A 15,474-nucleotide genomic window follows, 5' to 3' on the forward strand; every position below is an offset into this window, starting at 1 on the left:
AATACTTTATTAGAATTTTTAAAGGATAGCTGGATGTTTAAAGTAATCAAGCGCTTGCTGCTGTTAGTAGTGGTTTTAGGGCTGGCCGGTACTGCGGTTGTTTATGGTGTACTTAGTTTGAGTTTACCAGCGCTTGACGGCAAAGGTCATAGCGAAGCGATTAATGAGCCGGTCATTATTTCGCGCGACGTACTTGGTCAAGCTGTTATAAAAGCACAAAGCCACAACGATGCCGCTTATGGTTTGGGGTATGCGCATGGGCAAGACCGATTTTTTCAAATGGACTTACTGAGGCGTAATGCCGCTGGTGAGTTGAGCGAAATTTTTGGTAAGGCGGCGCTAGCACTAGATAAAAAAATGCGTTTTCATCAATTGCGTAAACGCAGCCAAGTTATTTTAAAAAATCTTCCTGAGTCGGATAAGCAATTACTTAAAAGCTACGCTCAAGGGGTTAACGAAGGGTTAGCGCAAATAGGTTACTCAAGCTTTGAATATTTGCTCACTGGTGCACAGCAAAGGCCATGGCAAAGCGAAGATAGCCTATTAATAATTTTTAGTATGTATCTTGATTTACAAAGTGCCACCTTTGAGCGCGACCAAGCATTAATTCAAATTGAGCAGCAATACGGCAAACATATGCTCAAATTTTTAACGCAACCTAGTCAATACCAAGCTGCGCTTGATGGCAGCCAACTAGCACCTTACAGCGCAGGCATACCTAAACTACCAATACCCAAGCAACAAACGCAGCAATCATCCACTGTGCAATCATCAACACCAGCAATGTATGCATTTAATTCTTTTGCAGCAAGCCAAGAGCGCGGCAGTAATAACTGGGCAGTTACCGGCGCATTAACTACAACCGGATCTGCTATGCTCTCCGATGACATGCACTTAGCAATGGCAGTGCCTGTTATTTGGTACAAAGCGCAACTAAATTATGTACATAACAATGTAAAAACCCAAGTTACGGGCGTATCGTTACCGGGTGCGCCAGCTATTGTAGTAGGCACTAATAATCATATCGCATGGGGGTTTACCAATGGTTATATTGATACCGCGGATTGGGTTGCGCTTACAAGTAACAATAAAACGTGGCAAATAGATGAGCAAATTGCATTACCTAATAATGAAGCCGAAACTTACACACTTACCCTGAGCGAATATGGCCCGGTAAAATATATTAACGGGCAAGCTTATGCACTGAGCTGGGCGGCGCATCAAAGTTATGCGGTTAATATGCAATTATTACAGCTCGAACAGGCTACCGAAGTTGATGATGCCCTTGCTATAGCCAGCGATGTAGGTATTCCGGTACAAAATTTAATTGTAGTTGATAGCCAAGGCAGTGCCGCATGGAAGTTAATGGGGGGGATTCCTGGGCGTAAAACACCCAGCGAGCTTAGTGTGAAAAGTACTGATTACTCGCCGCTTTGGTTGCAAAATGAAGCGCAGCGCCCCGTGGTTAAAAACCCAGTAAGTGGACGAATATGGACTGCAAACTCACGGGTGGTAAGTGCTCAGGATAACGAGCGCTTTGGTAACGGCGGCTATTCACTTGGCGCGCGTGCAACACAAGTGCGCGACCGCTTGTTTGAAAAACAAAAATTTGTTGAAGATGATTTTTATCAATTACAGCTTGATAACCAAGCCCGGTTTTTAATTCCTTGGCACGCTTTATTACTCAAGCAACTCAAAGCCGATGAAGGTAATAACGCCGCGTATATTAGCGCGGTTGAAAACTGGCAGCAGTGCGCGTGTGCAAGCTCAGTAGGTTATACCTTGGTAAAGCATTATCGCGATGAAGTGATTAATATTACCTTTAGTGCGTTGCAGCAAAGCTTAAGTGAGAAAAATGGCACGTTGAGCTACGTAAGGCGTGACTTAGAACCGGCAGTTTGGCAGCTTATTAACGCGCAACCAAGCAGTTGGCTCAATCCACAATTTTCAACTTGGGAGCAGCAGCTGCAGGGGGCATTTAGTCAAACTATTGCTAAACTCAGTACGCAATACGGTAATAACATTCAAGGCTGGCAGTGGGGCAAAGTAAACGAGCTGGTTATAGAGCATCCGTTTGCTAAACAAATACCAATACTTGCCCGTTTTTTAAATATGCCAAAAACGCCAGGGTTTGGTGATAGTTACATGCCAGCAGTGCAGGGGCGTAGCTTTGGTGCTTCACAGCGCTTTATTGTACAGCCCGGACATTTAGAAAACGCCATTTTAACCGTACCTGGCGGGCAGTCGGGGCACCCGTTATCAAACTTTTATCGTGCCGGTTTTAGTCAGTATATTAATGCAGAAAACACGCCATTATTACCACAAGCGCTAGTACATCAAATAATAATATCGCCAAAAGGCAAGTAACTGTTTAGTGAACTAAGCTAGTGCCTGTTTATCTTTTTAGGGTGAATTTACAGCAGTGTGTTTTTAGGCAGGTAGGGTCTATGTAGTGTGGTTATTCCATTAATAGACGATAATTAATTATAAATATAAGTGAGCACTAAAATGAAAAAATTACTTCCCGCATTAATCACTGGTTTGTTGTTAAGTAGTGCGGCTTATGCCGATGAAAGTGTAGTTAAAACGCAAAAACTGAGCGAGCATATTTATATGTTACTTGGTCAAGGAGGCAATATTGCTGTAAGTGTCGGCGACGATGGTATTTATATTATTGATGATCAATTTGCCAAGCTTTCAAGCGATATTAAAAAAACGATTAGCGATTTACAGCCCGGCAGTACTGAGTTTGTAATTAACACCCATCATCATGGCGACCACACCGGAGGCAACGAAAATTTTGCTAAAGCAGGTGCCCACGTTATTGCTCACGATAATGTGCATAAGCGCTTAGTAGCGGAGCATGGTGAAGGGGCAGATTTTTTACCACGGATTAGTTTTAGCCACGATTTAAAGCTGTACTTTAACAACGAACATGCTCATGTAATGCATTATCAGCATGCACATACTGACGGTGACGCAGTCATATTTTTTAACAAGGCTAACATTGTACACATGGGCGACATTTTCTTTAACTTTGGCAGCTTACCGTTTGTAGATGTAGACAGTGGTGGCAGTGTTGATGGTATTTTAGCGGCTGTAGATGACGTAGTGAAACAAATTGACGATAATACAAAAGTGATCCCAGGACATGGTCCGCTAAGCGATCGTTCAGGGCTGGTGGTGTATCGTAAGCTGGTGCAAAAAGCCAAAGATGTTATGCTTAAAGCAATGCAAAACAAGGCAAGCTTAGAGCAAGTACTTAACGCCGACCCATTGGCAGAGCTTGGCCTTGAATACGCTAGCTGGTTACCTAAAGAGCGTGTAACTACACTTTTTTATCGTAGTTTAAAACAATAAAAATGAATTAAGTAATAGCACATCAACTATTTTATTAAGCTGGGCGTATGTTCGGCTTTTTTATTCCCCATTCCTCAAGGAGTTGTGTATGACGGTAGAAAAAACCCATCTCGAAATTTGTAATTTAACTAAAGAGCAATACCCACAAATTAAAACCTTGATGGATCAAGCATACCCAGATTTAGGTGGTGCATGGCCTAGCCATACAATTTTTAGATTAATAGACCAGTTTCCAGAAGGGCAAATAGGCATTGTGGATGATGGTGTGCTGGTAGGCTTAGCATTAAGCGTGCAAGTAGACTATGCCCGCTTTTCTAACCCCCATACCTATGAAGACATAGCCGATGGTCATGACCGCGTATTTAGTGATACCGCTGGCGATGCATTGTATGGCTTAGATGTTGCGATTAGCGAAACGCACAGAGGTATGCGCCTTGGGCGTAGGCTGTACGATGCCCGAAAAGAATTGTGCCGCCAATACAACTTACGCGCTATTTTAGCGGGTGGTCGTATTCCGCGTTATTACAATCACAGTAATGAAATGACCCCAATGGAATATATAGCTAAAGTAGATCAAAAAGAGCTGTACGATCCTATCTTAAGTTTTCAGCTAGCAAACGATTTTCAAGTTAAACGCTTACTTAAAAAGTATTTACCCGAAGATCAAGAATCAGTAGGTTATGCCACATTACTGGAGTGGAATAACATATTGTACGAACCAACCGACACCGTTATTAATATAGTAAAGTCGATTGTGCGTGTAGGTGCGGTGCAGTGGCAAATGCGTAAGGTGGAGTCGGTAGAGGAAATGCTCAAGCAGGTCGAGTATTTTGTTGATACGGTTTCTGATTATCAAAGTGACTTTATTTTATTCCCTGAGTTTTTTAATGCCCCGCTAATGGGGTTAACTGAGCAAGTTAATCAAACCGAAGCGATCCGCAATTTAGCCGAGTACACAGAAACCTTTAAAAATGCTATGTCGCGTATGGCAATTGAATACAATGCCAATATTATTACCGGCTCAATGCCAGTAGCCGACGGGGATAAAATTTATAACGTCAGTTATTTATGTCACCGCAGCGGTAAAATAGATGAGCAACGTAAAATTCATATTACCCCGCATGAGCAAAATGACTGGGTTATTCAAGGCGGCGACAAAATAGCGGTATTTGAAACTGATGCTGGGCGTGTTGGTATTCAAATTTGTTACGATGTTGAGTTTCCAGAACTATCTAGAATTATGGCCAAAGAAGGCTTAGAAATTTTATTTGTACCTTTTTGGACTGATACTAAAAATAGCTATTTACGGGTACGTCATTGTGCTCAAGCACGCGCTATTGAAAACGAATGTTATGTGGTTATAGCAGGCTCTGTTGGTAACTTACCAGAAGTAGAAAGCCTAGATGTACAGTTTGCACAATCGGCAGTACTTACACCGTCTGACTTTTCATTCCCACATGATGCAACACTCAATGAGGCAACCACTAATACCGAAATGTTGTTATTTAGTGACCTTGATATGGATAAATTAAAAATTCTTCACAGCGAAGGGACAGTACGTAACTTAAAAGATCGACGTGAAGATTTATACGACATAATGCTAAAAAAAGTGAGCGACGATAAAAAGGTTAGTGCGGATAAGCAAAAAAGTAGCTTTTAATCACTACAAAATAGGTAGCTTATTAAAGTGTGAGCTGGTTAATTATCATTAATCTTGTTTATTGCTGTTAATGAATAAATTAGCTCGCTAAAATACCGCAAATTTTTAATAGAGTGAGTGCTTTAAGTGGCTTGGATGTATTTAATAATTGCGGGCTTGCTTGAAATTGGCTGGCCAATAGGCTTAAAAATTTCGCAACAAAGTGACAGCCGCTGGTTAGGTATTGGCATTGCGGTTGCATTTATGGTGGTTAGTGGTTTTATGTTGTGGCTAGCTCAACGTGATATTCCTATGGGTACATCTTATGCGGTATGGACAGGCATTGGCGCTGCTGGCACATTTATTGTGGGCATTTTGTTTTATGGTGATGCCGCCACTTTTGGCCGTATTGCCGGTGTATTAATGATTATTTGCGGTGTGATCACACTTAAAATAAGTCATTAAAAAGTAAACTCAACGCGGTTTAATCAAAAAAAGCGCAGGATTAAAAGCCTGCGCTTTTTTTGCCAGTAATTAATTGGGCAGCATGACTAAAATAGCGGCAACAGCAATGAGTAATAACCCGGCGCTGTCTTGTTTTTTAAGCGGTTGTTTTAGCCACAGTACGGCAATGAGTATGGTAAAAAACACTTCTATTTGGCCAAGCGTTTTTACATAGGCAACATGCTGCAAGCTCATGGCGCTAAACCAGCCAATAGAGCCCACACAGCTAAAAATACTAATCGCGACAGTTGTGCCCTTATATTGCCAAAGTTTACTGAGGGTGTGTGGCTCTTTTAATAATAAATAACCCAGCAATATTAGAGTTTGTAAGCTAATAACAAAAAGCAGTACCCAAGCAGCAGAGTGAGGAAATAATAGCCCTGAATTTAAACTGCCCTCACGTACCCATAATGAAGTAAGCGCAAAGCAAGTACCGCACGCAAGCCCTAATAAAGCTGTTTTGGCATCGAAGCGTTTAATGCTGGTTATACCGCTCATTAGCAGTACGGCAATAGCCCCTAAAAATACCCCCAACCAACCCAATAAGGTTAACGCCGAGCCAAAAAATAATACTCCTAAAATAGCGGCAACCAAAGCCTCACTTTTTGCAAGCCCAGCGCCCACAGCGTAATTATTCATTTTAAATAATTTAACCATTAAGCCAGTAGCAAGAATTTGCATAATACTTGCGCCAATAATAAAGCCCCAAAAAGCATTATTAAAACTAGGCATAGCGGTATCTTGGTATTGATATAAACCATACAAATACACAGCAGCAATAGGGCCTGCAACAATAAAACGCGATAGAGTAACGCCAGCTACGCTCACATTACTACTTAACTTACTTTGCAGTGCATTGCGCCACGCCTGCATAAAAGCGGCTAAAAAAGTGAAAAATACCCAAGTCATAATAACAATACAAAAATAATAGAGGGCGATAAGTTAACAAGGTATACAAAGTAAAGCGATAGTGCTTTAGGCTCAGCTGCGACAATATGCCGCAGTTTAACTGCCGTAAATTAGTTTATAGTTGGCTTGATGTTACTGTTTAGCCGTCAGGTGCTTATCTGGCGGCTTTTTTATAGTGGGTGTGTTATTTTAAATAATTAACAATAACAAAGAACCGTACTATGACTATTTTAATCGCTTGTGCTTTATTGGCCGTTGTAATGCCTTATTTAGCAAGAATACCCGCAGTAATCGAACTTAATAAATTGGGCGGCTACGACAACAAGCATCCGCGCCAACAACAAACTCAATTAACCGGTTTAGGAGCGCGCGCTTTAGCTGCACACCAAAACTGTTTTGAGTCGTTAGCAGTATTTGCCGTTGCACTTGCGGTGGTATTAGGCACTAATAATGTTAATGCGGTAACCGAAACCTTGGCGATGAGCCACATTGTAGCGCGTGTTTTATTTTGTGCTTTTTACTACCTTAACCTAGATATTATGCGCTCAATTATGTGGTTTGTTGGTATAAGTACAGCTATTGCAATGATTGCAGTGAGCTTTTAAATTTATTTTAAAACCCCAAAGCGTTTTAAAAGGCGCTTACTTTATAATATCGCTTTTATTAATTGCAATATATTGCCCTTGGGCAAGGTTTAGCGTTTGCAGGGTTAGCTCGCTAATTTGCTCGCGATACAAGTCAATTACCTTGTAACCACAATAGTGTGCCATTTTTCTAATTTGCCTATTAAGCCCTTGCTTTAAAATAATACTAAATTGTTTGTCTGCTATTTTTTCAACGCTACAGGGCAAGGTTATTTGCTTATCTACCGGTACACCTGCGGCCATTTTTGTACAAAACTCGGCATCAATGCTTTTATTAACGCTAACTAAGTAACGTTTTGGCTGGTGGAAGTCGGGATGAATTAGTTGGTTACACAACTCACCATCGTTGGTTAATATAAGCAAGCCACGGGAGTCTTTATCAAGACGGCCAATAGGGTAAACACGCGTAATAGTAGGCAGGTGGTGATAAAGGCTAGCAGGGTCATTCTGATCAAGCTTGCAGTCAATACCTACAGGCTTATGATAAGCAAAATAAATTAACTCAGCAGTGCCTTTAATAATTTGCCCGTTAACTGTTATTTGGTCTTGCTCATCAACATGGTCAATATGATTAGCCGGGCGGTTATTTACTATCACTGCACCTTCGTCAATTAAGCGTGAGGCTTGTTTACGCGAGCAAACACCAGCATGGGCAATGTATTTAGCGAGTCGAATTTTGGTGCTCATAAATGGTTGCTGTTAGTCATTGGCAAAAGTGTGCAGCAGATTATAGCAAAGCTGCCAAGTAAACATTACTGAAGGTGGGTAAATAGCTATAAATTTAGTGTTAGGCGCTACAGAATATGCATTTTTATAAGCAGCTGTTGGTTTAATAATTTTTAATTTTATAAATATTAGAGGCGTTAATGTATCAATTATATGCAAATAATGACGATTGCTTAAATCAGGCGCTTCGTCAAAAAATAGTGGCGTTTAATAGCGCGCATTTTGATGCTGAGCGTATGTCTATTGGTTATCAGTTTTTAGACGCACAAGAGGAATTGGTCGCTGGGATTAGTGGCTGTGTATTTGGCAATTGGTTGCAGATAAATTGGCTTTGGTGCAGCGAGTTAGTACGTGGCAATGGCTTGGCGACTAAGTTATTAGTCGCACTTGAAGCGGCTGCAGTTGAGCTTGGGGCAACGAGGGGGCAGCTCGATACGCTTGATTTTCAAGCCAAGCCTTTTTATGAAAAGCACGGTTACCAAGTTAAGTATCAACTTAATAATTATCCGCGCACGGGTACTCGCTATTTTATGGAAAAATCGCTTATTTAACCCTTGCAGGGTGATTAAATAGCTTTAAGTGGCTCGCCAGTAAAGGTTACGCCTAAAAACGGGGTCACTTCAGGAGCAAGCATAAAGGTGCGAATATTCATATGATCGCTACCTTTGGGGTTGTTAAGCACATCTTGATGATAAAACTGACCAAAGCAATCGAGCGTATTTTGTTTACTAAGTTGGTTTAGTTTTGCAAAAGCGAAAATTTTGCAAGAACCATTGTTCTCGCTCGCAGCACTAAGTAAACCATGATTATTAAATGCGCAAGGGGTGAAGCGGTAATGTGTATCGATAATTGCCATAGTGTCGGTAAATTCGATGCTTTTTGGCTCATTTGCCAATTTTTCTAGGTAGTCACTTAGAGTCACTTTCTGTCCTTAGGATTATTTTTATACTTAACTCTAACCTATCTGTTTACTGATTTATATTAAACTAGTACACGTGCACTTAAATTAAGTGTGATAAGGCATTAATGTTAGTTATTTCAATATCGGCAAGGCCTTTGTAAGTATAGTTGGCAGCTTGGTTATTTAACCATACAGATTGGCAGCCGGCATTATTAGCGCCTTGCACGTCGCTATCTAGGCTGTCACCAATGTGTAAAATAGCTTTGTGTGGCACCTGTAAATGTGTAGCTGCTTGATCAAACAAGTTATTGTGCGGTTTAGCTTTACCGTGTAAACCCGCTTGCAGTACCAAGTTAAATTTATTATTTAAATTAAACTGGCTCACATCGGCATTGCCGTTGGTTATGGCTATAAGGGTAAAGCGAGTAGCGAGCTTATCGAGCAAGTTAAGTACGTCATCGGTCACGGTTATATTACTGCGAGCTTGAGCAAATATCTTGTACGCAGCACTTGCAAAGTGTTTTGCGTCGTCGGCATTAAAGCCTTGCTTAGCAAGAAGTAAGCCCAGTGTTTGCAAACGCCACTGCGTTACATCTTCAATTAATTTTGGCTGCTGTTGCAGTGCACAATCACGACAATGCAGCCATTGCTGCAAGCCCTGATGTTGATAACCCGGCAGGGTATTTAAATAATCAGTTTGCGCTTGTACGGCGGCTTTTATAATTGGGCGATTGTCGTAAAGGGTATCGTCTAGGTCGAAGCTTAATACCGACACAGGTGCAATGGCACGATTAAAGCGGATCATATTATGGTTTCCTAATCAGTTCGCTTTTTTGCCCTTGGGTGCGTGTTGTCGTACACCTTGGCTAAATGCTGAAAATCTAAATGAGTATACACTTGAGTGGCCGACAAACTACTGTGCCCGAGCAGTTCTTGTACCGCGCGTAAATCGCCAGATGACTCTAAAATATGCGAAGCAAACGAGTGGCGCAATTTGTGCGGATGCACTTGCGAGCTAATGCCTTGCTTGATGCCCCATTCTTGCATTCTTAAACGTACTTGGCGTACCGAAATACGATTTTTTTTGCTACTTAAAAACACCGCCACTTCGTCAGGGTTTGCAAATTGAGGGCGTATTATGAGCCATTTTCTTAGCGCGTTTAACGCTTTACTGCCTACCGGAATTAAGCGTTCTTTATTGCCTTTACCGCGTACTAATATTTCACCATTTGCGGCGCTTATATCTTGTAGGTTAGCACCAACTAATTCGCTAATACGTAAACCTGATGAGTACATAAGCTCCATCATGGCTTTATCTCTAATGGCCAGAGGTTCGTCGTCGGGTATTTCGAGCAAGCGTGCCATTTGATCTACATCGAGATTTTTAGGTAAAGGCTTAGCAAACTTAGGCCCTTTTATGCCTACCGCTGGGTTATGGTAATGCGCTTGTTTAGCAATATTTTTGGCTTTTAAGAATTTATATAAACTGCGAATACAACTGAGCTTTAAACTAATAGTGCGGCCACTTAATTGTTTTGAGCGCAGTGCCATGCTGTAACGGCGAATATGCTCACCCTGGACGCTAAACCAGTCGTCGCAGAGTTTACTAAAGTAAAGCGCTGCAAAGCCAAGCTGGCTGACATATTGGTTAACAGTGTGCGCTGAGTACTGCCTTTCAAATTTTAAATAGTCGCTAAATAAAGTAATAGGCGTGCGCCAGTTATCGCTTAAGTCGCTGATATTTGGCGCAGGGTTGTCACTCATGCAAGTTCCAACAACCTTGACTGCAGAGCGACTACAAAGTCTAGTACAAAAAGGGTGTCTTGTGCGGGCTCAAAGTGGTTGGCGTTGTTGCTGGCAAAAGCCAAAATAGCAATTGGCTTGTTAATATCACCAATTAAATAAATAGCCGTTGATTGCGCCGTATCGCTAAATAACAAATCTCGTTCTTGCTGATTAATACGCCCTAAATAGTGCCCTGAATTGCTCAGGCGATGCTCAACAAGTTGAGCATATTTAGTGTCGTACTTTACTAACCGACAGTCGCTAATATCTGGATTGCTACAAATAATATCTTGTAAGTTACTGGCAAGCGCATCGAAGTCGTTATTGCTGCAAAGCTGTTGATGGCATAGGCTAAATAAGCGATACACTTGCTCATTTTGTGCAGCGTATTTGTTCATGCTGGCAATTTGATTTTTTAACAACGTATTGTGCTCGCGCAATTGGCGCTGCTGAATATGCACCAAAGATGTTGCACCTTGGGCTTGTTGTTGCAGCTCAAGCTGAGCAAGTAGCTCAGGGTGCTGAATTAAAAAATCAGGGTGGTGTTGTAAATAATCTACCACTTGCTGCGCGTTTAGCTTACTCATAGTGCTACTTGTCCATCAAACACATGCTCTGCTGGGCCGGTCATACGTACTGGGTGACCTTCACCGTTCCAGCGAATTTGTAAACTGCCACCGGGTAAGTCTACTTGTACTGTGCTGATTAATTTATTTTGAATAAACCCAATAACCATTGCTGCACAAGCGCCTGTACCACATGCTAATGTTTCGTTTACACCGCGCTCCCACACTCGTAATTTAATATGCTCTTTGGAAATAACTTGCATAAAACCAATATTAGCTCGCTGCGGAAAACGCTCATGGTTTTCAAGTAACGGACCCAAAATATCAACTTGTGCGGTAGTAATATCGTCAACTTCTAATACACAATGTGGGTTACCCATAGAAACCGCGCCACTAAAAACAGTATGCTCTTCGGTACGAATAATATAGGTCAGTTCGCGCTTGGTTGCTTTGAGTGGGATTTTACTTGGCTCAAAATTAGGATGGCCCATATTTACAGTTACTTGGCCGTCTTTTTCTATGTATAGGGTTAAATTACCCGACTTAGTAGACACAGTAATTTTATGTTTATTGGTAAGGCCTTTCATACGTACAAAGCGGGCAAAGCAACGTGCGCCATTGCCGCATTGCTCTACTTCGGTGCCATCGGCATTAAAAATACGGTAATGAAAATCGAGATCAGGGGAGTATGGTGCTTCAACCATTAGCAGTTGGTCAAAGCCAATGCCAAAATGGCGATCGGCCAGTTTTATTATTTGATCTCGCGACAAAAAAACGTTTTGTGTAATATTATCAATCACAACAAAGTCGTTGCCTAAGCCGTGCATTTTGGAAAAATTAACTAACATAGCGCTCTAATTCGGTTTTGCTCTGCGCTAATCATGCCACAGAGCAGGGACTTACAAAAACGTTTAAGGTAAAATTTTCTCACCTTGATACAGGCTCTCTATGGTTTCGCGTTCGCGAATAAGATGATGTTGACTGCCATCTACCATTATTTCTGCAACACGCGGACGAGAGTTATAATTTGAACTCATAGTAAAGCCATAAGCACCGGCACTTCTTTGTACCAGTAAGTCGCCTTGTTTAAGTGCTAACTCGCGGTCTTTACCTAAAAAGTCACCAGTTTCGCAAACAGGGCCAACAATATCAAAGTTATGAGTAGGGGTTTCGTCGTCGCGTACCGATACCGGAATGATTTTTTGCCATGCTTGATAAAGCGCTGGGCGCAGCATGTCGTTCATGCCTGCATCAACAATAGCAAAGTACTTATCTTGGTTTTGTTTAATAAATTCAACTTGAGTAACTAAAACTCCTGCGTTAGCAGCAATGGCGCGACCGGGTTCAAATATAAGCTCAAGGTGGCGATAATTAACTAGGCGCTCAGTAACTTGCGCTGCATATTCGCTAGGGTGCGGAGGTTGCTCGTCATTATAAGTTACCCCTAAACCACCGCCTATATCTAAATGGGTAAGCTCGATGTTACACGCTTTTAATTCATCTATTAGCGTTAGTAGCTTATCAAGTGCTTCAAGAAAAGGTCTGGTTTCGGTGAGTTGCGAGCCAATGTGGCAATCAACGCCAATAATGTTTAATCCAGGCAGTGAAGCGGCATGCTGATACACGCTCACAGCTGTTTGGATATCTATACCAAACTTGTTTTCTTTTAAGCCGGTAGAAATATACGGATGCGTTTTTGCATCTATATCGGGGTTAACGCGAATAGAAATAGGCGCTGCTAAATTTAGCTCACAGGCCACTTCTGAAATACGTTCTAGCTCCGAGACCGACTCAACATTAAAGCATTTAATTCCGAGCTTTAATGCATAGGCTATTTCGTCTGCTGTTTTAGCCACACCCGAAAACACCACTTTGGAGGCGTCGCCACCGGCTTTAATTACTCGCGCCAGTTCACCCTTAGATACAATGTCGAAGCCCGACCCTAAACGCGCTAATATATTGAGTACCGCAATATTAGAGTTGGCTTTAACGGCGTAGCACACCAGGGATTTATGATTTTTAGTAGCATTAGCAAAGGCTAAATAATGGCGCTCAAAGGTGGCTCGCGAATAAACGTAGCATGGCGTACCATATTGCTGAGCAATACTTGCAATGCTTACGTCTTCAGCAAATAATTGATTGTTTTTATAATTAAAAAAATCCATTTATTGCTCCTGCTTTTTAGGTGTATTGGTTTGCTCAGTTTGAGTTGCTGGATTAGCTACGTCTTGAGGTTTATTTTGTTCTGCTTTTTGCTCTGGCAAATAGAGAGGACCGCTTTGACCACAGCCAGCTAATGCGCTTAGCAGTACAGTGCTTATTAATAGTTGCTTAAATTGTGAAGTATGTATCGCTTTCATTAGATTAATAGTGTTGCTGGCTTTATAATCGCAGAGTAACAGAATATCTAAAAAATGCAGCTATTCGCGGATGATTTTATTCCTGTTACACTAGCTGTACAAAAACGCACCCACTATTAGGCGGCTCGCCTGCAAAGGAAATTAACCATGACTGATCATGAATATCACCAATTAGCCGAAGCACTTATGTTCACAATTGAAGAACAAGTTGATGATTGTGAAGCAGATGTAGATTATGAGTCGGCACAAGGTATTTTAGAACTTATTTTTCCTGACAACAGTAAAATTGTGATTAACAAACAAGCACCTTTACACCAAGTATGGGTTGCGACTAAGTTTAACGGACATCATTTTGAATTACGTGGTGATAAGTGGATAGATAATCGCTCTGGCGCAGAGTTTTGGCAGTTTATTAACGAGGCATCAACTCGCCAAGCTGGCCAAGACGTTAAATGGCAATCATCGTTATGAGTTTAGAGTTTGTAGAATATCCGGCTCAAGGTGAGCATAAAGCAACCGTTATTTGGTTGCACGGTTTAGGTGATTCGGGGGAAGGTTTTGCACCCGTAGCACCACAGTTACAATTACCAAATGAACTAGGGCTGCGATTTATTTTTCCGCACGCGCCTGTGCAACCGGTCACCATAAATGGTGGCATGGAAATGCGTTCTTGGTATGATATTAAATCAATAGAATTAGATAAACGTGCCGATGAGCAAGGTGTAAGAGATTCTGCCGCTAAAGTAGAGCAACTTATTAACCAAGAAATAGCCAATGGTATTGCTGCTGATAAAATTATTTTAGCGGGTTTTTCCCAAGGTGGCGTTGTAGCTTTGCATTTAGCCCCACGTTTTGAGCAAAAGCTGGCGGGTGTAATGGCGCTTTCAACCTATATGTGTGTACCAGAAAAGCTGGCAGATGAAGCACTACACACAGATTTAAATATTTTTATGGCGCATGGCAGTCAAGATAATGTAGTACCGCCTAGTGCAGGTAAAAGTGCGTTCGAAGTATTAACAGCACTTAGCATGGATGTAAGCTGGCAAGAGTACCCTATGGCTCACCAGGTTTGCGCAGAAGAACTGCAAGCTATTCGCCATTGGTTAATTGCTCGCTTAAGCTAATAATGGAGCCGCTGAGGTTAAAATGAGTCAAAAAATAGTTATTAAAGCAAATGTTAAACGCGAACCACAAGAAAGTGTAACTACACTAACCTACGAGTGGAATTGGCGTCGTATTGTGAGTATTTCTATGCTGCTACTCATGACCTCTGCTGCCGTTATATATGGCTTAACCAGTGCCGTTAGTGCCGAGCAGGATGAACACCCCAATGAGCCAGAGGATAGAGTGTTGGCGCAAAGTAACGATATAAGCCAGCGTGCTGTTACTTCATTACAAACAACGCAAGTAGAGCTAAATACCTCGGCAACAGTTGCGTCACAAAACAGTGAAAGTGAGTTGTTAGTTGCGCCTATTAATTTAGTTGCAGAGCAAAAAGTAGCAGAGCCTGATAAAGTAGCAGCGGCAGAGTTACCCGTAATCCCGCAAGCTGAGATTAAAAACAACTCACCAGAGCCGGTTAATATTGAGCAAGTACCTACTACCGATTTATTAGTTGATACTGATGTTGCCGCTATTAGTGATACTGCACTCTCTAGCACGCAGGGCTTTGCCCCTTTAGCGCAGCTAGCGAGTGTGGCACTTGGCGCGCAAATAGATACCGATAAAATAAGCCGAGCAGTGCTTACACGCAAAGTAAGCAAGCGAGAGCCGGTAAATGTATTTGCTGCAGATATTCGTTTAAGTCAATTTGACGAGACGTTATCGTTTTTTAGTGAGCTAAAAAACTTACAAGGCCAACAGGTAAAGCATGTATGGTTTTTTGAGGATGATATTGTGGCTGAAATTGAGTTAGATATAACATCCTCTCGTTATCGTACGTATTCGACCAAGAATATAATGGACTCGCAAATAGGCCAATGGCGGGTTGATGTAATTGATGAGCAAGGCCAATTAATTGCTCAAAAAGAATTTAGAATATTAGCTGATTGAGCCAGCTAAATTGCAATTATTAAGTGAG

At 41.6% G+C, this 15,474-nt stretch carries 18 protein-coding genes; 9 read left to right on the forward strand and 9 right to left on the reverse strand.

Features of this window, described 5'->3' with window-relative positions; all coding sequences use genetic code 11:
* Window positions 1-33: 33 nt before the first annotated feature.
* From RB215_RS00405 to RB215_RS00420, 4 genes are all read left to right on the forward strand, one after another.
* Window positions 34-2,367 (forward strand): penicillin acylase family protein, encoded by a 2,334-nt coding sequence (locus tag RB215_RS00405; protein WP_309216661.1) that lies wholly within the window; start codon window positions 34-36, stop codon window positions 2,365-2,367.
* A gap of 141 nt (window positions 2,368-2,508) precedes the next feature.
* On the forward strand, window positions 2,509-3,360 hold the full coding sequence (locus RB215_RS00410) for an MBL fold metallo-hydrolase (RefSeq protein WP_309216662.1): 852 nt from the start codon (window positions 2,509-2,511) through the stop codon (window positions 3,358-3,360).
* 88 nt (window positions 3,361-3,448) lie between these two features.
* The gene (locus tag RB215_RS00415; protein ID WP_011326808.1) at window positions 3,449-5,020 is read left to right on the forward strand and encodes a bifunctional GNAT family N-acetyltransferase/carbon-nitrogen hydrolase family protein; all 1,572 of its coding nucleotides are present in this window, start codon (window positions 3,449-3,451) and stop codon (window positions 5,018-5,020) included.
* Window positions 5,021-5,146: 126 nt separating this feature from the next.
* The gene (locus tag RB215_RS00420; RefSeq protein WP_041454308.1) at window positions 5,147-5,464 is read left to right on the forward strand and encodes a multidrug efflux SMR transporter; all 318 of its coding nucleotides are present in this window, start codon (window positions 5,147-5,149) and stop codon (window positions 5,462-5,464) included.
* A 69-nt stretch (window positions 5,465-5,533) separates the two neighbouring features.
* On the opposite strand, the gene RB215_RS00425 is transcribed toward RB215_RS00420, so the two are convergent.
* Complete coding sequence (locus RB215_RS00425; RefSeq protein WP_179807257.1) at window positions 5,534-6,412, reverse strand: DMT family transporter; 879 nt, start codon at window positions 6,410-6,412, stop codon at window positions 5,534-5,536.
* Between the two features lie 221 nt (window positions 6,413-6,633).
* Between RB215_RS00425 and RB215_RS00430 the strand changes: the two genes are divergently transcribed.
* On the forward strand, window positions 6,634-7,017 hold the full coding sequence (locus RB215_RS00430; protein ID WP_086997040.1) for an MAPEG family protein: 384 nt from the start codon (window positions 6,634-6,636) through the stop codon (window positions 7,015-7,017).
* 36 nt (window positions 7,018-7,053) lie between these two features.
* Here RB215_RS00430 and RB215_RS00435 read toward each other — a convergent pair whose 3' ends face one another.
* Window positions 7,054-7,743 carry a pseudouridine synthase gene (locus RB215_RS00435; RefSeq protein WP_011326812.1) on the reverse strand — a complete coding sequence of 230 codons (690 nt, stop codon included), beginning with the start codon at window positions 7,741-7,743 and terminating at the stop codon, window positions 7,054-7,056.
* A gap of 179 nt (window positions 7,744-7,922) precedes the next feature.
* Between RB215_RS00435 and RB215_RS00440 the strand changes: the two genes are divergently transcribed.
* Complete coding sequence (locus tag RB215_RS00440; RefSeq protein ID WP_011326814.1) at window positions 7,923-8,333, forward strand: N-acetyltransferase; 411 nt, start codon at window positions 7,923-7,925, stop codon at window positions 8,331-8,333.
* A 14-nt stretch (window positions 8,334-8,347) separates the two neighbouring features.
* Here the strand turns inward: RB215_RS00440 and RB215_RS00445 are convergent, their stop codons facing one another.
* The 7 genes from RB215_RS00445 to RB215_RS00475 all read right to left on the reverse strand — a co-directional run bounded on the left by RB215_RS00445 (window position 8,348) and on the right by RB215_RS00475 (window position 13,394).
* A complete protein-coding gene (locus RB215_RS00445; RefSeq protein WP_011326815.1) occupies window positions 8,348-8,704 on the reverse strand; it encodes a HopJ type III effector protein in 357 nt (118 codons plus the stop codon).
* A gap of 79 nt (window positions 8,705-8,783) precedes the next feature.
* Window positions 8,784-9,488, reverse strand: a complete 705-nt coding sequence (locus tag RB215_RS00450) for an HAD-IA family hydrolase (protein ID WP_086997031.1) — start codon at window positions 9,486-9,488, stop codon at window positions 8,784-8,786.
* Window positions 9,489-9,499: 11 nt separating this feature from the next.
* Window positions 9,500-10,447, reverse strand: a complete 948-nt coding sequence (locus tag RB215_RS00455; RefSeq protein ID WP_309216664.1) for a tyrosine recombinase XerC — start codon at window positions 10,445-10,447, stop codon at window positions 9,500-9,502.
* A complete protein-coding gene (locus RB215_RS00460; RefSeq protein ID WP_309216665.1) occupies window positions 10,444-11,055 on the reverse strand; it encodes a DUF484 family protein in 612 nt (203 codons plus the stop codon). Before RB215_RS00460 ends, RB215_RS00455 begins: the two co-directional genes overlap by 4 nt.
* Window positions 11,052-11,882: a diaminopimelate epimerase gene (gene dapF, locus RB215_RS00465; RefSeq protein ID WP_011326819.1), complete on the reverse strand. Its 831-nt coding sequence runs from the start codon at window positions 11,880-11,882 to the stop codon at window positions 11,052-11,054. The genes RB215_RS00460 and dapF overlap by 4 nt, the downstream gene beginning before the upstream one ends.
* Window positions 11,883-11,945: 63 nt before the next feature.
* Window positions 11,946-13,199 (reverse strand): diaminopimelate decarboxylase, encoded by a 1,254-nt coding sequence (gene lysA / locus RB215_RS00470; protein WP_011326820.1) that lies wholly within the window; start codon window positions 13,197-13,199, stop codon window positions 11,946-11,948.
* Window positions 13,200-13,394: a lipoprotein gene (locus RB215_RS00475; protein WP_011326821.1), complete on the reverse strand. Its 195-nt coding sequence runs from the start codon at window positions 13,392-13,394 to the stop codon at window positions 13,200-13,202.
* A 147-nt stretch (window positions 13,395-13,541) separates the two neighbouring features.
* Between RB215_RS00475 and cyaY the strand changes: the two genes are divergently transcribed.
* From cyaY to RB215_RS00490, 3 genes are read left to right on the forward strand one after another with little or no spacing between them, the layout of a single operon-like run.
* On the forward strand, window positions 13,542-13,865 hold the full coding sequence (cyaY, locus tag RB215_RS00480) for an iron donor protein CyaY (protein WP_309216666.1): 324 nt from the start codon (window positions 13,542-13,544) through the stop codon (window positions 13,863-13,865).
* The gene (locus RB215_RS00485; RefSeq protein WP_041454309.1) at window positions 13,862-14,518 is read left to right on the forward strand and encodes an alpha/beta hydrolase; all 657 of its coding nucleotides are present in this window, start codon (window positions 13,862-13,864) and stop codon (window positions 14,516-14,518) included. Before cyaY ends, RB215_RS00485 begins: the two co-directional genes overlap by 4 nt.
* A 22-nt stretch (window positions 14,519-14,540) precedes the next feature.
* Window positions 14,541-15,446 (forward strand): DUF2914 domain-containing protein, encoded by a 906-nt coding sequence (locus tag RB215_RS00490; RefSeq protein WP_011326824.1) that lies wholly within the window; start codon window positions 14,541-14,543, stop codon window positions 15,444-15,446.
* The last annotated feature ends 28 nt before the right edge of the window (window positions 15,447-15,474 follow it).

The organism is Pseudoalteromonas sp. HL-AS2 (genome assembly GCF_031198805.1).
Lineage (GTDB): Bacteria > Pseudomonadota > Gammaproteobacteria > Enterobacterales > Alteromonadaceae > Pseudoalteromonas > Pseudoalteromonas nigrifaciens.

Bases quoted from the DNA above. Each gene is read 5' to 3' on its own strand.
- RB215_RS00415 (WP_011326808.1), top strand. From the start codon at position 3,449: ATGACGGTAGAAAAAACCCATCTCGAAATTTGTAATTTAACTAAAGAG.
- dapF (WP_011326819.1), bottom strand. From the start codon at position 11,882: ATGTTAGTTAATTTTTCCAAAATGCACGGCTTAGGCAACGACTTTGTT.
- RB215_RS00450 (WP_086997031.1), bottom strand. From the start codon at position 9,488: ATGATCCGCTTTAATCGTGCCATTGCACCTGTGTCGGTATTAAGCTTC.
- RB215_RS00460 (WP_309216665.1), bottom strand. From the start codon at position 11,055: ATGAGTAAGCTAAACGCGCAGCAAGTGGTAGATTATTTACAACACCAC.
- RB215_RS00440 (WP_011326814.1), top strand. From the start codon at position 7,923: ATGTATCAATTATATGCAAATAATGACGATTGCTTAAATCAGGCGCTT.
- lysA (WP_011326820.1), bottom strand. From the start codon at position 13,199: ATGGATTTTTTTAATTATAAAAACAATCAATTATTTGCTGAAGACGTA.
- RB215_RS00490 (WP_011326824.1), top strand. From the start codon at position 14,541: ATGAGTCAAAAAATAGTTATTAAAGCAAATGTTAAACGCGAACCACAA.
- RB215_RS00410 (WP_309216662.1), top strand. From the start codon at position 2,509: ATGAAAAAATTACTTCCCGCATTAATCACTGGTTTGTTGTTAAGTAGT.
- RB215_RS00455 (WP_309216664.1), bottom strand. From the start codon at position 10,447: ATGAGTGACAACCCTGCGCCAAATATCAGCGACTTAAGCGATAACTGG.
- RB215_RS00405 (WP_309216661.1), top strand. From the start codon at position 34: ATGTTTAAAGTAATCAAGCGCTTGCTGCTGTTAGTAGTGGTTTTAGGG.
- RB215_RS00425 (WP_179807257.1), bottom strand. From the start codon at position 6,412: ATGACTTGGGTATTTTTCACTTTTTTAGCCGCTTTTATGCAGGCGTGG.
- RB215_RS00430 (WP_086997040.1), top strand. From the start codon at position 6,634: ATGACTATTTTAATCGCTTGTGCTTTATTGGCCGTTGTAATGCCTTAT.
- cyaY (WP_309216666.1), top strand. From the start codon at position 13,542: ATGACTGATCATGAATATCACCAATTAGCCGAAGCACTTATGTTCACA.
- RB215_RS00435 (WP_011326812.1), bottom strand. From the start codon at position 7,743: ATGAGCACCAAAATTCGACTCGCTAAATACATTGCCCATGCTGGTGTT.
- RB215_RS00475 (WP_011326821.1), bottom strand. From the start codon at position 13,394: ATGAAAGCGATACATACTTCACAATTTAAGCAACTATTAATAAGCACT.
- RB215_RS00485 (WP_041454309.1), top strand. From the start codon at position 13,862: ATGAGTTTAGAGTTTGTAGAATATCCGGCTCAAGGTGAGCATAAAGCA.